Here is a 15,839-nt window from a genome sequence, read left to right on the forward strand (position 1 = left end):
TATATGGAGTTAAATCATAAACGAATTGTAGTCACCTTCTTAATGCATTTAGGTGATGTTATTTTAACAACACCGTTTCTACATGCCTTACGTCAAGCGGCGCCAGACAGCCACATTACATTTGTAATGGATAGAAAATTGAAAGAGGTTATGCAGTATAATCCAAATATAGATCGCATTGTTTGTATTGACAAAAAAGGGCGGGACAATAGTATTGCCGCTCTACAAAACATTGCAAAATATGTTCGGCAATCTGGTGGAAAACCTGATGTTGTAATTAATTTGCATCCAAATGAACGAACGAGCTTCTTTGCTTGGGCTTTGCATGGTAAAGTAACGACCGGGATGAGTCATTTTCTATTTCGGCCATTTATGACAAAATATACACGTCTTGATCGAAAAACACGTCATGCGGCGGATATGTATATTAATGTGCTAGAACAGTTAGGTGTCACTGACACTTCGAATAAGGGGTTAGAAATTTATACGTCTCCCGAATGGGAGAAAACAGTAGCTGCTTTTTACCAAAAACATGGTGTTTCAGACGTTGATACGGTGATTGGTTTTAATGTAGGTAGTGCTGTGCCTGAGAAGCGGTGGCCTCAAGAACGTTTTGCTCAGGTGGCAGATTATTTCTGCGAAAAAGGTTATAAAGTTGTCTTTTTTGGTGGGCCTATGGATGTAGACATGGTTGATTCAGTTGTTGTTCATATGCATCATACGCCGATTGTAGCTACGGGGCAGTTTAGTTTAGGTGAATTGGCAGCCGCTATTCATCGGTGCAGTTTATTTATCACCAATGATTCAGGTCCTATGCATGTAGCAGTCAGTCAACACGTACCACTGGTAGCCTTATATGGCCCATCGAATCCTAAATTTTACGGACCTTACACGAAAAATTGTGTTGTTTTAGAATCTATGGAAACTTATGAAGTAGGCAAGAGTATGAAACAAGTCATTAAAGAGGGTAAGTATAAAGGTCTTAGTGTTATTTCCGTTGATTCTGTTATTGAAGCGGCTCAATCGTTACTCTGTGAAACGGGGAATGAGGATTCGTAATGGAGTATGTAATTTTTGATTTGGAATGGAACCAGCCATTTGCCAATGATATTAGTTTTATGAAACGAACCGGTTTACCCGTATCGGGGGAAATTATCCAAATTGGGGCCGTTAAATTAGATGATAATTTGTCGATTATTGATACGTTTAGCATGCTAATTAAACCACAATATTTGACGCGCATGCATAAGCATGTAGAAAAATTGACTCATATTTCGGCGGCAGATTTAGCTTTAGGCGTTACCTTTGGACAAGCCTACCGTAGTTTTGAGAATTGGTGTGGCCCTCAAGCCGTTCTTTTAACTTGGGGGTCTGATGATATAGTAATGCTACGAGAGAATTTAAAACTGTTTGGTTTGCCTAGTCGGATTAAACATACTTGGTATGACGCACAATTAATTTTTGCTTATCTTCAACATGGCAATACACAACAAGTGGCGTTGGGGAAAGCCTTAGAGGAGTTAGCCATTACAAAAGATGATTTACCGGCCCACGATGCGTTAAACGACTCTATTTTTACGGGCCGTGTGTGTAAAGCAATTCCTCTTGCTGAAGGGATTGCCCAATATGATGACATTGTAAAAAATACTTATTCACCCGCTTATTATCCTGAGGCACTTAGCTTTTTTATCTATGAGAATTTCACGGATAAACGAATTGTACTGCATGATAATCGGGTGCGACATGCTCATTGTCCAATGTGCCAAACTTTATTAACTATGGAGAAAATCCAGCGTCTTAGTGGTGACAAATTTCTTAGTCTAGGGCGTTGTCGCCATCATGGATTGCTGGCTGTACATTGGCGTATTGGTAAGTATATGAAGCGAGGCAATGTACTTCGTTACTATGTGACAAAGATGTTAACGGAAGCTCCAGAAAAATTACAAACGTTGTATGCGGAGCGGACAGAACAAAACAGAATTAAAGAAGAAGCTTATTTGGCTCGTTTGGCGTCACAGAAACAAAAAGATACAGTAAGTTAGGAAGGATGATAGTATGGAACGCAAATATGCATGGCATGAATATACAGAAAAAGACATACAAGCAATGGAAGCTTTATGTCAGGATTACATGCGTTTTTTAGATATTGGTAAAACAGAACGTGAATGCATTGATGAAACAATTCGTCAAGCTGAAGCTAAAGGGTATAAAAATTTAAAAGAGTTACAAAAAGCAGGGCAACCCATTAAAGCGGGCGATAAAGTGTATGCTGTTCATATGAAAAAAATAATAGCTCTCTTTAATATTGGTAATGAGTCTTTAGAGCAAGGTTTTAATATTTTAGGGGCTCATATTGATTCGCCACGTCTTGATGTAAAACAAAATCCTTTTTATGAAAATAATAATTTAGCATTCTTCGATACGCACTACTATGGTGGTATCAAGAAATACCAGTGGGTAGCTATGCCATTGGCACTACATGGTGTGGTTGTTAAGAAAGATGGCACAGTGATTCCTCTGGCTATTGGCGAAAAAGATACAGATCCGGTGTTCTGTGTGACTGATTTATTGCCACATTTAGGACAGGAACAAATGGAGAAAAAAGCCAACAAAGTAATTGAAGGGGAAAACCTTGATTTACTAATAGGTAGCCAGCCCGTAAAAGGTGAATTAAAAGAGGGTGTTACCAAATTCTTAAGTAAAATTTTTGAAACGGAATATGGCTTTACCGAAGAAGACTTGCTGTCAGCTGAACTTGAAATTGTACCCGCAGGTCGTGCTCGCGAAATGGGGTTTGATCGTAGCATGATTTTAGCATATGGGCAAGATGATCGTGTATGTGCTTATACATCGTTAGCGGCTATGTTAGACGTAGAAAAAGTAACCCGCACTACATGTACTTTATTGGTGGATAAAGAAGAAATTGGTTCGGTAGGTGCTACGGGCATGCAGTCTCGTTGGTTTGAAAATGTGGTGGCCGAACTCTTAGCTATGGCAGGGCATAATTCACCGCTGGCTGTGCGCCGTACGTTAGAACGCAGTCGCATGTTATCTTCTGATGTAAGTGCTGGGTATGATCCTTTGTATGCATCTGCTTTTGAAGCTAAAAATTCAGCGTTCCTCGGAAAAGGTGTTGTGTTTAATAAGTTTACTGGCGCTCGTGGTAAATCCGGTTCTAATGATGCTAATGCAGAGTATATGGGCTTTATTCGTCGTATTATGGATGATAATCAAGTTAATTTCCAAACGGCTGAACTTGGTAAAGTTGATCTTGGCGGTGGTGGTACCATTGCTTATATTATGGCGTTATACGGTATGAATGTTATTGACTGTGGTGTTGCTGTATTAAGTATGCATGCACCTTGGGAAGTGACTAGTAAAGCCGATGTATATGAAGCTAAAAAATGCTATGTAGCTTTCTTGAAAGCGGCAGGGGAGGAACAGGGCCTATAATGAAAGACGCAAATAAAGAAAAGAAAACAGTGCGAATTGATATTTTTGATATTGAAGAAGACAAAGCACAGCAATATCTAAAAGATCGTGAAGACTGTGCTCAAGCAGCTGAAGCGGTAATGGCAAAATATTGTAAGGACATTAAACGGGAAACCCTTGATCCAGAAGAAGGTCAGGGCGTAGTCGGCTATTTTAAAACGGGAGAGGTTTTATTATCCGTTCTTCTTGATCCCTTTGAAATTCCTGTTATGAAAGTGGCTATGGAACGTGGTAAATTAGAAGAATATGTATTAGCGGCTAACGGGTTTACCCTTGAAACGATTCAAGAGGTTATGAAGGAGGCAGATAAGTAATGCTATTTGTAGAATATCCTACGTGTACAACTTGTAAACGCGCTAAAAAATATTTGGAAAGTCATAATATTGAATTTACGGATCGTAATATAAAAGAAGAAAATCCAACAGTGGAAGAGTTAGGGCTATGGCAACCTAAAAGTGGTAAAGAGATAAAGAAATTTTTTAATACATCGGGACAGGTATATCGGAGTGAAAATATTAAAGAACGGTTACCTGAGATGAGTGATGAAGAGAAACTCGCCTTATTAGCGACAAATGGCATGCTTGTGAAACGTCCTATTTTAGTATTAGCGGACACAGTATTAGTTGGTTTTAAAGAAGCTGAATGGGAAGAGGCCTTGCGTCGCAATGGATATTTAAAATAAAACTTGCTTTATTTTCCTATTGAAATAGAAAAAGAAACAAGCTATAATAAATGCAATATCCCGTGTAGGTGGATACATGTAGTATGGTAGAAGGGAGCATTTTATATGTGGAAAAAACGTGTAGTAGTGGCTGCTGCTACAGCTTTGATGGCTGTAGGTTTGCTTAGTGGCTGCGGTAGTGACAATGGTAGTGGTGCAGATAAGCAATACAAAGTAGGGGTGATTCAATTAGTAGAACATCCTGCTTTAGATGCAGCTAATAAAGGGTTTGTGGATGGTCTTGCATCCAAAGGGTTTAAGGATAATGTAAAAATTGACCAACAAAATGCCCAGGCAGACCAATCTAATTTGAATAGTATTGCGCAACGCTTTGTTTCAGATAAGGAAGATTTAGTATTAGCGATTGCTACACCATCAGCGCAGGCTATGGCGAATGCATCAAAAGATATTCCAATTTTAGGAACGGCGATTACCGATTATGTACAAGCTAAATTGGTACATAGCAATGAAAAACCAGGTACTAACGTAAGTGGTACTACTGATATGAATCCTGTAGAAAAACAGGTAGACTTGATTACTCGTGTTTTACCAAATGCGAAAAAAGTGGGCTTAATTTATAGTGCTAGTGAAGTCAATTCACAGTTACAAGCGGCACGAATGAAAGCGCATGCTAAAGAAAAAGGTCTTGAAGTGGTAGAAGCAACTGTGCAAAATGTAAATGATATTCAACAGGCTGCACAAAATCTTGTATCTCAAGGCGTACAAGCTATTTATATGCCAACCGATAATGTAGTCGCTTCGGCAATGCCTAATTTGGTAAAAATTACAGATGAAGCTAAAATTCCTGTATTCCCAGGTGAAGATAATATCGTTAAAATTGGTGGTTTAGCAACCTACTCGGTTGATTACTATCAATTAGGGTTCCAAGCTGGTTTGATGGGCGCTAAAATCTTATCTGGCGAAGCTAAAGTCAGTGATATGCCGATTGAAAGTCAGCAAGAATTTAAACTTGTAATTAATGAAGATGTAGCGAAACGGCTTGGTATTACATTGCCGGCTGATGTAGTACAGGAAGCAAGTAAATAATTCACAAAGAAAAGGGCTTCGGCCTTTTTCTTTTTATTGATGGAGGAACGTATGGAAAACCTTATTATTTCAACCTTAGGGCAGGGTTTATTATGGTCTCTCTTGGCCATTGGTGTATTTATTACTTTTAGAGTTCTTGATATTGCCGATTTGACGGTAGAAGGTAGTTTCCCTTTGGGGGCCGCTATATCGGTAACATTAATTGTAGCTGGTGTGAATCCTATAGTATCTATTTTAGGTGCTGCTGTAGGTGGTATGTTAGCTGGTGTTGTCACTGGCTGGGTACATACTAAGTTGAAAATTCCGGCTCTCTTAGCAGGGATTTTAACAATGATTGCTTTGTATTCGGTTAATCTACATGTTATGGGTAAAGCTAATGTATCTTTATTGCGGATGAATACAATTTATACATATTTTGAAACAATGAATATTCCGGCTACTTGGGCCCTTGCTATTGTCGGTTTATTAGTAGCTATCATTACGGGGATTTTCTTGTTTTGGTTTTTTGGAACTGAAATCGGTGCGGCCATCCGTGCTACTGGTGTTAATCCGCAAATGATTCGTGCGCAAGGGGTTAACACCGATACGATGATTGTACTAGGATTGTTATTATCTAATGCCTTTGTGGCTGTAGCCGGTGCTTTAGTCGCACAGGGTAATGGTTATGCTGATGTGGGGATGGGCGTTGGTACCATCGTTATTGGCTTAGCTTCAGTTATCATTGGGGAAGTGTTATTCGGCACTAAATCGTTCGTACAGAATTTAGTGGCTGTTGTGTTAGGTTCTGTTGTATATCGTATTGTAATCGCTGTTGTATTATATTTAGGTATGCCACCAAATGACTTAAAGTTATTTACTGCTGTATTAGTTGCTATTGCCTTGTCATTACCGACATTAAAGGCCAAATGGCAGAGTCGTTAAGGAGGAGCTACCTATGTTAGAAGTGAAACAAATTGTGAAAACCTTTTTTAAGGGCACGGTTAATGAAAAAGTAGCCCTCCATGGTGTGGATTTACGATTGGAATCAGGTGATTTTGCTACTGTGATTGGTGGTAATGGAGCTGGTAAAAGTACTTTATTAAATTCGATTGCTGGTGTATTTCCTGTAGATTCTGGTTCTATTCACATTAATGATACGGATATTACGAAAATGCCAGAATACAAACGAGCTGCTTTTATTGGCCGTGTGTTCCAAGATCCGATGCTTGGTACAGCTGGTAATATGCAGATTGAAGAGAATTTGTTGTTGGCTCTGCGTCGTGGTAAGCGAATGGGGTTAAAATGGGCTTTTGTACCTAAGGAACGAGAACTTTTTAGAGAACGCTTGTCCTTATTAGGTTTAGGCTTAGAAGATCGTTTAACAGCTCGTATGGGGCTGTTGAGTGGTGGTCAACGCCAATCGATTACGCTATTGATGGCCACTATGTTACGTCCTGAGTTATTATTATTGGATGAACATACAGCAGCACTTGACCCTAAGACAGCTGAAAATGTATTGAATCTTACTGATAAGTTAGTGCAGGAGCATAATTTAACGACGCTTATGATTACGCATAATATGCGTGATGCTTTGCGTTTTGGTAATCGTCTTATTATGATGAACAATGGTCGCATTATTTTTGATGTGCGCGGTGAAGAAAAGAAAAAATTAACGGTACAAGACTTGTTAGAACGTTTTGAAGTGGCTGGTGATACTGTAAGTGACCGCATGGTATTAGGGACTAAGTAAACTGCTTGAATCAGATACTTGAATCAGATTCAAGTTGGCATCAGGTGGTAATAGTATATTGAATTATATTCAAGTCGTTCTTTACAAGAAGTATTGTATATAGTATACTGATTGAGGTGCAACAGGCACTGATAACGCAGGCGAAGTATGCGAGTCTCCAACGTTTACTTTGGCTTAGCGAGGTTTTTATTTTTAGGAGGAAACGAAATGTTAACTACAGAAGCTAAACAAGCTATCATCAAAGAATTTGCTGTTCATGAAGGCGACACTGGGTCTCCAGAAGTTCAAATTGCGATTTTAACTAACCGCATTTTATATCTTACTGAACATTTGAAGGAACATAAAAAAGATCATCATTCCCGTCGTGGTCTTTTGAAATTAGTTGGTCAACGTCGTAACATGCTTGACTACCTTCGTCGTAAAGATATTGAACGTTACCGTGCAATTCTTGAAAAATTAAACTTACGTAAATAATTGCGTAACTTAAAAAGCGGCCTTGGCCGCTTTTTTTATATATAGTTATTTTACACGAAGGGAAAATAGAACTTATTCTAATAAAAGTGTGAAAAAGACTTTTATTTTATCCTATAATCCTTTACAATAAGAGGGAATGTAAAAATTGTAGAAGAGTAACTCAGAGGAGGAATCGGAATGGAACAATTCCAAATGGACCTTGCAGGTCGTACCCTTACTATTGAAACAGGGGAGCTTGCAAAACAAGCAGGTGGTGCTGCCTTAGTACGTTATGGTGATACAGTGGTATTGGTAACCGCTACAGCATCTAAAGAAGCCAAAGATATTGACTTCTTCCCATTAACAGTAGATTATGAAGAAAAAATGTATGCTGTAGGACGTATTCCTGGCGGCTTTGTAAAGCGTGAAGGACGCCCTCCTGAAACTGCGATTCTCCATAGTCGTTTAATTGACCGTCCGATTCGCCCATTATTTGATAAAGGTTGCCGTAATGATGTTCATGTATGTGCGACTGTACTATCCGTTGATCAAGATAACGCGCCAGAAATTTGTGGCATGATTGGTGCTTCGGCAGCCTTGGCTTTATCTGATATTCCATGGGCCGGCCCTATTGCTGGTGTACGCATTGGTCGTGTGGGTGGCACTTTTATTATCAACCCGACGGTAGCTCAATTAGCGGCCAGTGATTTAAATGTAGTCGTGGCTGGTACTAAAGATGCTATTTTGATGGTAGAAGGTGGCGCTCAAGAAGTAGCAGAAGATGTGTTGTTAGATGCTATTATGACAGCACACGAAGAAATTAAACGCATTGTAGCTTTCCAAGAAGAAATGGTAGCTGTAGCAGGTAAAGAAAAACGCCTATTACCAACACATACTTTGAATGAAGATATTTTAGCGGCTGTTAAAGACTATGCGCATGATGCCCTAGATAAAGCAGTTCGTTGTGCTGATAAACAACAACGTGATGCTCAACAAGATGAAGTCTATGCTGATACAAAAGCTCATTTTGAAGAGATTTATCCAGATAATATGGATGATGTATCTATGGCGCTTGAAAAGATGACGAAAGAAATTGTTCGTCATATGATTACGGTTGAAAAAATTCGTCCAGACGGCCGTCAGTTAGATGAAGTGCGTCCAATTAGTGTACGCGTTGGTGTATTACCTCGCACTCATGGATCTGGTTTATTTACTCGTGGTCAAACACAAGTACTTAATATTTGTACATTAGCACCATTGTCTGAAAAACAGACGATTGATGGTATTGGTATTGAAACGGAAAAACGTTACATCCACCACTATAATTTCCCATCCTATTCTGTAGGGGAAGCGCGCTCCTCCCGTGGCCCTGGCCGTCGTGAAATTGGTCATGGCGCTTTAGCTGAACGTGCCTTACTTGCTGTATTACCAACAGAAGACGAATTCCCATATGCTATGCGTTTAGTATCTGAAGTGTTAGAATCTAATGGTTCTAGTTCCATGGCGTCTGTATGTGGTAGTACTTTATCCTTAATGGATGCAGGTGTGCCTATTAAAGCACCAGTAGCCGGGATTGCTATGGGTCTTGTAACACAGGGCGAGCATTACACGATTTTAACCGATATTCAAGGCATGGAAGATGCACTTGGCGATATGGACTTCAAAGTAGCCGGTACTGATAAAGGGGTTACTGCGATTCAGATGGATATTAAAATTTCCGGTTTATCTCGTGAAATCTTAAAAGAAGCCTTAGAACAAGCCCATAAAGGCCGTATGCATATTATGGGTAAAATGTTAGACGTGATTGACGCGCCGCGTGGCAATATGTCCCCGTGGGCACCACGCATTATTACCATGAACATTGACCCTGATAAGATTCGTGATGTAATCGGTCAAGGTGGTAAAGTTATCCGTAGTATTATTGATGAAACTGGTGCTAAAATTGACATCGAAGATGATGGTACAATTTTCATTTCTGCCGTAGAAGAAGCATCAGCTAATAAAGCAATAGAGATTATTACTAACTTAACTAAGGAAGTTGAAGTTGGTGAAGTATACCTTGGTAAAGTAACACGTCTTATGAACTTTGGCGCTTTTGTTGAAGTGTTACCTGGTAAAGAAGGGTTGGTACATATTTCAAAATTAGCTAAAGAACGTGTGGAAAATGTAGAAGATGTAGTTAATGTGGGCGATGAAATTATGGTTAAAGTTATTGAAATTGATAAACAGGGCCGTATTAATTTATCCCGCAAGGATTGTTTGAAATAAACTACCGATTGAAAGAGGAGTCGTTAGATGGATATACGTGGATTTGAAGTTGTCTCGCAGTATGAAGATAAAGATATTGCATTACCTAGACGAAAAACAACGGAAAGTGCAGGGTATGATATTGAATGTGCTGAGGCCGTGACAATTAACCCCGGTGAAATGAAGTTAGTTGCTACGGGTCTTAAGGCCTTTATGAATTATGATGAATACTTGGCGATTCATATTCGTTCAAGTATGGCCATTAAGCGGCATCTCATGCTAGTAAATAGCACTGGGATTATTGATAGTGATTACTATAACAATGAAGAAAATGAAGGTCATATTTTAATTGCTCTTATTAATATGGGGCAGGAAGCTGTAAGTCTTGAAAAAGGTGAACGGGTGGCTCAAGGTATTTTCTCTAAATATTTGATTACTAGTGATGATGATGCAACTGGCATTCGGACTGGTGGGATTGGTAGCACAGGTAATAATTAATTAAACAAATACTCCCAGAGTGAGTGGTACGCTTATGCTTGGCTATATTTTATAGCTCAATGGATACGTTGATACACAAAGCTCTGAGGAGTATTTTCTTTTTGTCATTTTATCTTTACCTTTAGTAAGAGTGTGTTACAATAATTAGAGAATATATAGTCATTAAGGTAGGAGATTGGACATGAGCTTACATAGAGAAAAACAATTATCGTCGGAAATGAAATTTGATGGTCGCTTAATTAAAGTAACGTTTGACGTAGCCGATGTAAATGGGAAAGAAGCCTGGCGTGAAGTTGTACATCATCCAGGAGCGAGTGCTATTGTCGTTATTGATGACCAAGGTCGCATTGTAATGGAACGACAATTCCGTTATGCTTTGGATTGTGGTTTGTTAGAAATTCCGGCTGGTAAGTTAGATGCAGGGGAAGATCCACTGGCTTGTGCTAAACGTGAGCTTGAAGAAGAAACGGGGTATAAAGCTAGTGAATGGATTTCATTAGGCACGATTGCTACAAGTCCAGGCTTTTGCAATGAACTTATTCATCTCTATGTTGCGAAAGGGCTTAGCAAGGGGCAGACGCATTGGGATGACGATGAATATGTAGAATTGGAATATTACTCGTTTGAAGACTTAATGGAAGCAATTCGTAATGAGGAAATTAAAGATAGTAAAACGCTAGCTGCCTTGGCGTTAGCAATGCCATATCTTAAATAATTAGTATATGAATAGTGATTACCATGTAGTAAGTGGCATTATCAGCGTGAGTTTAAGTGATGGAATATAGGAATTGAGGCCTAGTATGTTTAAACGAATTATTTTAATTGTCATGGATAGTGTGGGCGTTGGTCATGCTAGTGATGCAGCTGCTTTTGGCGACGAAGGAGCTAATACGGTAGGCCATATTGAAGCACAGGCTGGTCTTTTACGTTGTCCGACTTTAAAACGATTGGGGCTTGCTAATATTGCAGATATTCAATCCAATGAAGAACCTGTGACCGGTTTATTTGGACGTCTTCATGAAATAAGTCGTGGTAAAGATACGACTAGTGGTCATTGGGAATTATTAGGACATCCGGTAGATGTGCCGTTTCCTACGTTTTACGAAGGATTTCCTGCAGACGTGATGGAGGCTTTTACTCGAGAAACAGGATATGGTTATTTAGGTAATGAAGTAGCCTCTGGAACAGAAATTATAGAACGATTAGGGGCGGAGCATCTAAAAACAGGTAAACCTATTGTGTATACATCAGCTGATTCCGTGTTTCAAATTGCGGCTCATGAAGATGTGATTCCCTTAGAAGAATTATATCGAATTTGTAAGGTTACTCGTGAAAAAGTATGTATTGGTGATTATTATGTAGGGCGTATTATTGCTCGACCTTTTATCGGAGAATTAGGTCATTTTAAACGAACCGCGAATCGTCATGACTATAGTCGTATGCCTGAGAAGACTTTATACTGGGAAATGTTGCAACAGCATAACTTGCAAACGATTGGTGTTGGTAAAATTGGTGATATTTACGCTCAAGTGGGGATTGGTGAATCCTATCCAACAAAGTCGAATGCTCACGGTATGAATGAAGCTGCTCGACTCTTAGGCGGTACTTTTAAAGAAGGACTCATGATGATTAACCTTGTTGAGTTTGATAGCCTTTATGGTCATCGTCGTAATGTAGACGGTTATAAACGGGCATTGGAAGATTTTGACTATCAATTAGGTGGTTTTTTAGAGTTATTACAGGCTGATGATTTATTGCTAATTACAGCTGATCATGGTAATGATCCTACTTGGACAGGAACTGACCATACGCGAGAACTAGTTCCTTTGTTGGGGTATTGTAACGATTTATCAAAACCAGTTGCGTTAGGTGATCGTGCTAGCTTTGCTGACGTAGGGCAGACCATATTAGATAATTTTGGTCTTGTTGGCGAGGTGGGCACAAGCTTTTTAGGCTCTATTAAGGAGGCAAAATAGTATGAGTTGTACACATAATAAGAAAGAAATCCCTACCAATCCACAAGAAAGAGCACGTTATGATTGGGCAAAGAAGCAAACTGAAGTAGCTAAAGCACAAGGTATGGATAGTGCTGAATTGCATGCGCTATTTAAATATATTATGGAATTAGATGTAGAAGCTGTGAGTCAATCTGGCACAGAGGAAGTCCATGCAGTATTTCGTCGAGCTTTAGGCCAAGCTACAACGGCGCTTGAAGCTGGTCAGCCAGAAGCTGTAGCGCTTAACTTATTCCGTTGTATTATGCATGGGGATTTGAAGAACTAATAAGACAGAAATAACAAAAGGAACTACGGCTCAATTAATATTTGAGAGTAGTTCCTTTTTATATGCATAAATTTATATATAGTTTTAGATGTACAAGTATTAAACTTCATGATGTAGGATTGTTATATGACTCCCCAGTATAGAATTATAAGGGGGATAGACTATTATTAATGCTAACAGGGAAAAGAGAATATAAAAAAAGCGCCGTAACTAGGTTACAACGCTTTTAGTGCCTTTGCCTTAGAATTATAAAGCATTCACTTTAGCAGCCAAGTTTGATTTTTTACGAGCTGCTGTGTTTTTATGAAGAACGCCTTTGGAGGCTGCTTTATCAATTACGCTAGTAGCTTGAACAAGTGCTTTCTTAGCATCTTCTACTGCGCCAGCTTCTACAGCTTCAACCGTTTTGCGTGTAGCTGTACGAATTTGAGATTTCACAGCGGAGTTTTTCGCACGACGTTCAGCGTCTGTTTTTACGCTTCTAATACTGGATTTGATATTTGGCAATTGAGTCACCTCCTTATGATTACAATAATATACCTGAATAATTATAGCATAGAGCGTATGGTTGTGCAATACCTTTGACAGATTAGTTTTGTTATATATTTATGATATAATAGTTTAAGATATATGAATTGGTAAAGTTAATATACGTTTAATTAGATTTTGACGAGGTGTTTTATGAAAAAATTAATGATTATAGATGGGAGTAGCCTGTTATATCGCGCTTTCTTTGCACTACCACCGCTTAGTAATGCCCTAGGAGTGCCAACCAATGCGGTATATGGATTTTTGACTATGCTCGTAAAATTATATAATGATTTACAGCCTGATTATGTGGCGGTGGCTTTTGATAAGGGGAAAGAAACCTTCCGTACAGAATTATACGCTGATTATAAAGGCAATCGCCCTAATGCACCTGATGATTTACGGCCTCAATTTGGTCTTATTCGTGAAGTGCTTGAAGCATTAGGTATTTCTGTCATTGAACAGGAAGGCTATGAAGGGGATGACATTATTGGCTCCTTAAGTAAAAAGTTAGGTAATAAAGAGACGGCTGTTTATATTATTACTGGGGATCGTGATAGTTTACAACTTGTTGATGAACATAGTACTGTGTATCTAACTAAAAAAGGGATTAGTGATATGCTTGAAGTACGACCAGAGACTATGGTAGCTCAATATGGTTATGGCCCAGAGCAAGTGATTGATATGAAGGCCCTCATGGGGGATAGCTCGGATAATATTCCTGGTGTACCTGGTGTTGGTGAAAAAACAGCCCTTAAACTTCTTACAGAATATGGAACCTTAGAAGGTGTATATGATCACATTGATGGTATTAAAGGGAAACTAAAAGAAAAACTATCGGATAATAAAGAACTGGCTTTTTTATCCCGTACATTAGCTACCATTAAAACCGATATGGATTTAGCGTACACCTTAGACGATTTTGTAACAGCTGCTCATGAATCGGAAATTGTACCACTTTTTGATCGTCTTGGCTTTCATAACGTCACTCCGCGTCTTATAAAAGCCATGGGGCTTACGGCGCCAACTCCAACAGATAGTGAATCTTTATTTGCTGCTTTTGCTGAATCACCAATTGAGGGGCATGAGGTGAAAGAAACGCTGACCTTATTAAGCAGTGAAGAGATTACAGCGGAGTTTTACACAAATAAAGAGTTAGCCTTCCACGTAATGCCTAAAGGTGCTCATCCATTTCGTACTATAGATACGTTGTATGTGAGTAATGGTGATGCAGTAGCTAAGCTGTTAGGTGATACAAAAGCTAACAATGAATTGATGGTGGATATGTTACAAATGGCCAGTGGTATTGTAACTGAAGATGCTAAATTACTTTTGGAAGTAACGGGCAAAGATACACCAGGTCCTCTTAATTTATTTGATACTTCAGCAGAACCACGTGTTTGGGATTTAACCTTGATGGCGTATTTAGCGGACCCTACACGTACTAATTATGGCATTTCTTATTTATGTGAACGATTTAGTGCGCCTGTTGTACCAGCTAGTGGTGATGATGCTGAATTTGTAGCTACTGTAGAAGCTTTATTGGCTATGAAACCAGTAGCAGTTGAAGTGTTACAAGATAATGGTCTTTGGGACTTATATAAGAGGATTGAATTACCGTTAATTCGCACCTTGCTTGTCATGGAAAAAAATGGCATTTATATTGACAAAGTAGCATTAGAAAAGACACAAAATCGTTTTGAAGAAGAAGCTAATGAATTGCGCACGGCAATTTATAAGGAAGCTGGCGAAGAATTTAATATTAATTCGCCTAAACAATTAGGGGTTATTTTATTTGAAAAATTAAATTTGCCTGTTATCAAAAAGACAAAAACAGGCTATTCAACCAATGCTGAAGTGCTCGATATATTACGGAATGAGCATCCTATTATTGAGTTGATTTTAAAATATCGTACTGTAGTAAAATTGATTTCTACTTATTTAGAAGGGCTTAAACCACTTATTAATGGTAAAACAGAGCGTATTCATAGTACGTTTAATCAGATGGTAACTGCGACAGGTCGGTTAAGTAGTTCAGATCCCAATTTACAAAATATTCCTGTCCGTACAGAAAAGGGCCGTGAGATTCGGGCGCTCTTCTTACCAGGTGAGGGGTATGATACCTTAGTCAGCGCCGACTATTCACAAATTGAGCTTCGTATTTTAGCGCATCTATCCGAAGATCCCGCACTTATTAAAGCCTTTTTAGAAGGAGAAGATATTCATCGTTTTACGGCGGCCGAAGTGTTGGGGAAATCGATTGAAGAGGTTACGCCTACGGAACGTTCCCATGCAAAGGCGGTTAACTTTGGTATTATTTATGGAATTAGTGACTTTGGTTTATCTCGAGATTTAGGTATTACTCGAGGGGAAGCTAAAGATTATATTGATCTATATTTTAGTCGTTATCCAAAAGTTAAAGAATATATGGATGCTATGGTGGCAGAAGCTCATGAAACGGGGATGGTGCGCACCATGTTTGGCCGTGTAAGGGCATTGCCAGATATTAATAGTCGTAATTTTAACCGTCGTTCTTTTGCAGAACGTACGGCAATGAATACACCGATTCAAGGGAGTGCAGCGGATATTATTAAATTAGCAATGAATCAAGTCGCACAGCGTTTAGAGACAGAGCAATTGAAATCACGTCTTTTATTGCAAGTGCACGATGAGCTTGTATTGGAAGTGGTTACAGAAGAAGAAGCTAAGGTGGAGGCTTTATTAGCAGACATTATGGATAGCGTTGTGGAACTTAAAGTGCCTCTTATTGTTGATGTGCATAGTGCCACTAATTGGGCTGATGTAAAGTAATTGTAGGTAGTTTGCTAGCTTTGTAGGCTG

At 39.0% G+C, this 15,839-nt stretch carries 16 protein-coding genes; 15 read left to right on the plus strand and 1 reads right to left on the minus strand.

Annotation, left to right across the window (positions count from 1 at the left end; translation table 11 throughout):
• Positions 1–3: 3 nt before the first annotated feature.
• The 14 genes from DYE54_RS01305 (at position 4) to DYE54_RS01370 (ending at position 12,470) form a co-directional block, all read left to right on the plus strand.
• Complete coding sequence (locus DYE54_RS01305) at positions 4–1,059, plus strand: glycosyltransferase family 9 protein (protein WP_115309533.1); 1,056 nt, start codon at positions 4–6, stop codon at positions 1,057–1,059.
• On the plus strand, positions 1,059–2,042 hold the full coding sequence (locus DYE54_RS01310) for a 3'-5' exonuclease (RefSeq protein WP_115309534.1): 984 nt from the start codon (positions 1,059–1,061) through the stop codon (positions 2,040–2,042). Before DYE54_RS01305 ends, DYE54_RS01310 begins: the two co-directional genes overlap by 1 nt.
• Before the next feature lie 13 nt (positions 2,043–2,055).
• Positions 2,056–3,453 (plus strand): aminopeptidase, encoded by a 1,398-nt coding sequence (locus DYE54_RS01315; protein ID WP_115309535.1) that lies wholly within the window; start codon positions 2,056–2,058, stop codon positions 3,451–3,453.
• On the plus strand, positions 3,453–3,806 hold the full coding sequence (locus DYE54_RS01320) for a hypothetical protein (RefSeq protein ID WP_115309536.1): 354 nt from the start codon (positions 3,453–3,455) through the stop codon (positions 3,804–3,806). The genes DYE54_RS01315 and DYE54_RS01320 overlap by 1 nt, the downstream gene beginning before the upstream one ends.
• Complete coding sequence (locus tag DYE54_RS01325; RefSeq protein WP_115309537.1) at positions 3,806–4,174, plus strand: arsenate reductase family protein; 369 nt, start codon at positions 3,806–3,808, stop codon at positions 4,172–4,174. Before DYE54_RS01320 ends, DYE54_RS01325 begins: the two co-directional genes overlap by 1 nt.
• A 105-nt stretch (positions 4,175–4,279) precedes the next feature.
• Positions 4,280–5,260, plus strand: coding sequence for an ABC transporter substrate-binding protein (locus DYE54_RS01330; RefSeq protein ID WP_115309538.1), 981 nt, complete (start codon positions 4,280–4,282; stop codon positions 5,258–5,260).
• 51 nt (positions 5,261–5,311) lie between these two features.
• Positions 5,312–6,181 (plus strand): ABC transporter permease, encoded by an 870-nt coding sequence (locus tag DYE54_RS01335; RefSeq protein ID WP_115309539.1) that lies wholly within the window; start codon positions 5,312–5,314, stop codon positions 6,179–6,181.
• Between the two features lie 13 nt (positions 6,182–6,194).
• Positions 6,195–6,989 (plus strand): ABC transporter ATP-binding protein, encoded by a 795-nt coding sequence (locus DYE54_RS01340; RefSeq protein ID WP_115309540.1) that lies wholly within the window; start codon positions 6,195–6,197, stop codon positions 6,987–6,989.
• A 207-nt stretch (positions 6,990–7,196) separates the two neighbouring features.
• Positions 7,197–7,463: a 30S ribosomal protein S15 gene (gene rpsO / locus DYE54_RS01345; RefSeq protein ID WP_115309541.1), complete on the plus strand. Its 267-nt coding sequence runs from the start codon at positions 7,197–7,199 to the stop codon at positions 7,461–7,463.
• A 177-nt stretch (positions 7,464–7,640) separates the two neighbouring features.
• Positions 7,641–9,710, plus strand: a complete 2,070-nt coding sequence (locus DYE54_RS01350) for a polyribonucleotide nucleotidyltransferase (protein ID WP_115309542.1) — start codon at positions 7,641–7,643, stop codon at positions 9,708–9,710.
• 27 nt (positions 9,711–9,737) lie between these two features.
• Positions 9,738–10,187, plus strand: a complete 450-nt coding sequence (dut, locus tag DYE54_RS01355; RefSeq protein WP_115309543.1) for a dUTP diphosphatase — start codon at positions 9,738–9,740, stop codon at positions 10,185–10,187.
• A 181-nt stretch (positions 10,188–10,368) separates the two neighbouring features.
• Positions 10,369–10,902, plus strand: coding sequence for an NUDIX domain-containing protein (locus DYE54_RS01360; RefSeq protein WP_115309544.1), 534 nt, complete (start codon positions 10,369–10,371; stop codon positions 10,900–10,902).
• Positions 10,903–10,987: 85 nt separating this feature from the next.
• The gene (locus DYE54_RS01365; protein ID WP_115309545.1) at positions 10,988–12,163 is read left to right on the plus strand and encodes a phosphopentomutase; all 1,176 of its coding nucleotides are present in this window, start codon (positions 10,988–10,990) and stop codon (positions 12,161–12,163) included.
• Position 12,164: 1 nt separating this feature from the next.
• Complete coding sequence (locus tag DYE54_RS01370; protein WP_115309546.1) at positions 12,165–12,470, plus strand: hypothetical protein; 306 nt, start codon at positions 12,165–12,167, stop codon at positions 12,468–12,470.
• A gap of 246 nt (positions 12,471–12,716) precedes the next feature.
• Here DYE54_RS01370 and rpsT read toward each other — a convergent pair whose 3' ends face one another.
• The gene (rpsT, locus tag DYE54_RS01375) at positions 12,717–12,977 is read right to left on the minus strand and encodes a 30S ribosomal protein S20 (protein WP_115309547.1); all 261 of its coding nucleotides are present in this window, start codon (positions 12,975–12,977) and stop codon (positions 12,717–12,719) included.
• Between the two features lie 174 nt (positions 12,978–13,151).
• Between rpsT and polA the strand changes: the two genes are divergently transcribed.
• Positions 13,152–15,809: a DNA polymerase I gene (gene polA / locus DYE54_RS01380; protein WP_115309548.1), complete on the plus strand. Its 2,658-nt coding sequence runs from the start codon at positions 13,152–13,154 to the stop codon at positions 15,807–15,809.
• Positions 15,810–15,839: the final 30 nt, after the last annotated feature.

Origin of the sequence: Veillonella criceti (assembly GCF_900460315.1) — a bacterium.
Taxonomy (GTDB): Bacteria; Bacillota; Negativicutes; order Veillonellales; family Veillonellaceae; genus Veillonella_A; species Veillonella_A criceti.

What these genes read in the sequence shown, in the direction of transcription:
- DYE54_RS01335 (WP_115309539.1), top strand. Translation starts at nt 5,312, where the DNA reads ATGGAAAACCTTATTATTTCAACCTTAGGGCAGGGTTTATTATGGTCT.
- DYE54_RS01330 (WP_115309538.1), top strand. Translation starts at nt 4,280, where the DNA reads ATGTGGAAAAAACGTGTAGTAGTGGCTGCTGCTACAGCTTTGATGGCT.
- dut (WP_115309543.1), top strand. Translation starts at nt 9,738, where the DNA reads ATGGATATACGTGGATTTGAAGTTGTCTCGCAGTATGAAGATAAAGAT.
- DYE54_RS01365 (WP_115309545.1), top strand. Translation starts at nt 10,988, where the DNA reads ATGTTTAAACGAATTATTTTAATTGTCATGGATAGTGTGGGCGTTGGT.
- DYE54_RS01360 (WP_115309544.1), top strand. Translation starts at nt 10,369, where the DNA reads ATGAGCTTACATAGAGAAAAACAATTATCGTCGGAAATGAAATTTGAT.
- polA (WP_115309548.1), top strand. Translation starts at nt 13,152, where the DNA reads ATGAAAAAATTAATGATTATAGATGGGAGTAGCCTGTTATATCGCGCT.
- DYE54_RS01320 (WP_115309536.1), top strand. Translation starts at nt 3,453, where the DNA reads ATGAAAGACGCAAATAAAGAAAAGAAAACAGTGCGAATTGATATTTTT.
- DYE54_RS01350 (WP_115309542.1), top strand. Translation starts at nt 7,641, where the DNA reads ATGGAACAATTCCAAATGGACCTTGCAGGTCGTACCCTTACTATTGAA.
- rpsO (WP_115309541.1), top strand. Translation starts at nt 7,197, where the DNA reads ATGTTAACTACAGAAGCTAAACAAGCTATCATCAAAGAATTTGCTGTT.
- DYE54_RS01315 (WP_115309535.1), top strand. Translation starts at nt 2,056, where the DNA reads ATGGAACGCAAATATGCATGGCATGAATATACAGAAAAAGACATACAA.
- DYE54_RS01340 (WP_115309540.1), top strand. Translation starts at nt 6,195, where the DNA reads ATGTTAGAAGTGAAACAAATTGTGAAAACCTTTTTTAAGGGCACGGTT.
- DYE54_RS01370 (WP_115309546.1), top strand. Translation starts at nt 12,165, where the DNA reads ATGAGTTGTACACATAATAAGAAAGAAATCCCTACCAATCCACAAGAA.
- DYE54_RS01325 (WP_115309537.1), top strand. Translation starts at nt 3,806, where the DNA reads ATGCTATTTGTAGAATATCCTACGTGTACAACTTGTAAACGCGCTAAA.
- DYE54_RS01305 (WP_115309533.1), top strand. Translation starts at nt 4, where the DNA reads ATGGAGTTAAATCATAAACGAATTGTAGTCACCTTCTTAATGCATTTA.
- DYE54_RS01310 (WP_115309534.1), top strand. Translation starts at nt 1,059, where the DNA reads ATGGAGTATGTAATTTTTGATTTGGAATGGAACCAGCCATTTGCCAAT.